2 protein-coding genes are annotated in these 2197 nt (G+C 39.6%); both read left to right on the top strand.

Annotated features, from left to right (window positions below; all coding sequences use genetic code 11):
* Nucleotides 1–187: 187 nt before the first annotated feature.
* Nucleotides 188–1240, top strand: coding sequence for a sensor histidine kinase (locus AC1DPQ_RS25705; RefSeq protein ID WP_477611304.1), 1053 nt, complete (start codon nt 188–190; stop codon nt 1238–1240).
* 12 nt (nt 1241–1252) lie between these two features.
* The coding region (locus AC1DPQ_RS25700) for a peroxiredoxin family protein (protein WP_477611303.1) at nt 1253–2197 on the top strand (945 nt) is incomplete at its 3' end.

Below are 2197 nucleotides of genomic sequence, written 5' to 3'. Positions count from 1 at the left end.
GAATCCATTAGAACACTTACAGGAAAGCTCCCGGCTTCCTACACCCATTAGGCAAATAAATCAGCAATGAATTTATAAACATCCATAAACCGGCATAAAACCCGTTGTTCACCACAGATTCAGGTAGTTCGCCACATAAATTAAGCAATATCTATCAGTTGGATTACTTTTATGCAAAAGAACAATTATGAAAAAGCGTATCAGCTCAATTTTATTATATTGGACAGCCCACTCTACCGTGGTATGGGTGATGATCAATCTATTTACCGTACTACCCTATATCCTTTATGTAAAAACTAATGGAAACTATCTTTTTCATGAAGACAAAAGTCCGGTAAGTGTATGGGAATATTTTAGCCATCGCAATTTTAGCTATGATATACTCATTGCGCTACTATTCCTTTTCTTGGTAGAAGTCAATTACACCTATCTTTTTACGAAAGTACGATGGCACCTATTTTTAGGTAGTTGTCTGTTGATTAGTATAATCCCGTTTACACTGCTCTTGCTCCACAACCAGAACACGCCGAGGATGTCAGGCAGCCTATCAGTTGTAAAGCCTACACTTTTGATGGCTGCCTATGCATTTGTATATGCATTAATCCGCGATTACCTCTATCAGTTAAAACATAAAAAAGAACTTCAGCTGCAACAAACGCAAAATGAGCTGAACATGTTAAAATCACAGTTAAATCCACACTTTTTATTTAATAGCCTTAACTATCTGTATGGTACTGCCTTAAAAGAAGGAGCTTCCGTAACTGCTGATGGCATAGACCAGATATCGGATCTTTTAAGGTATACTATAGCCGGGATGCATACAGATTTTGTTCCGCTCGAAGAAGAAATACAGTTTATAAACAATTATCTGGCCCTGCAAAAAGTACGGCTGCCCGAAAAAGAGAATATTGTAATCGACCTGCAGATCAGTGTAACAGAAAAGGATTGGAAAATCGCCCCCCTACTGTTACTCACCTTTATTGAAAATGCGTTTAAATACGGCATCAGCATGAACGAACCCAGTGCCGTGAATATCAGCTTAAATGTTAACAATGGATTGTTAAGCCTAAAGGCCGACAATAAAATAATCAAGGACCATCATGAAATAAAGGGGAACAATACAGGAATTAAAAGCACCCTTAAGCGCCTTAACCTCCTTTATCCCGAAAGATATAAATTCGAAAATTCAACTGACGGGGCGATTTACAGAATTTCTCTCGAGCTCCTACTCAATAAATAGTATAGAAAATCAATGAAAAAGCACATATTTTTTTTTGCGGCAATGTTGTCATTCTTTGCAGCCAATGCCCAAAACCTGTCGGATAACACCTTCAGTCTGATCGTGAAAACAACGGCTACCGACAAATCCCCAAGAATATTTTTAGCCTATCAAGTAGATGGACGAAAAATAATTGATTCAGCCGATTACCAAAAGGACAAACATGGCTATATCTTTATTGGGCGTGCGGATAGGCCATTGTCGGCAACACTGGTTAGCGACCCTGGCGGAATAGGTCTGTCTGCCCTGGTTCAGAAAACAAAGACATCAGCTAAGGTTGATCTGATAAGGCTTTACCTTCATCCCGGAGCAATTGAACTGAATACCCCAGATCGATTGGAAAATGGAAAATTTAGCGGGTCAAAGATCAATGCAGACAATCAAAAACTCCAGCGGTTATTAAAACCGATATTGGATCAGCAGATTGAAACCAGCATTAAATTAAGAACCACCCGTGATACCCTTATCTCCCATCGTTTGGGTATGCGGTTGGATAGTTTGAAAGAGATCAGAAAACCTATCCTAAAAAAATTCATCCTGAATAATCCAAACAGTTATATCGCACTGGTAAGTTTATCGGATTATGCGGGTGCTTTTCCCGATGTTGATGTCATCTATCCGATGTTCAACAAACTCTGTCCCGCGGTCAGAAATACATTGCTGGGTGATGAGTACGGTAAATTATTAAGGAACCGTAAAGATCTCATAAATGGAACGACAGCGCCGGAATTTATCCAAAACGATACCGCTGGAAATCCGATCAGCTTGTCATCTTTCAGAGGCAAGTATGTACTACTGGATTTTTGGGCTTCATGGTGCGGTCCCTGCCGTCAGCAGAATCCACATCTTCGGCAGCTATATCAGGATTTTAAAAGCAGGAATTTTACTATCTTAGGTATATCTTTGGATGCTGCAGAT

The organism is Pedobacter sp. 01T416_2, assembly GCF_056398925.1.
This window is presented reverse-complemented; position numbering and strand designations above follow the sequence as displayed.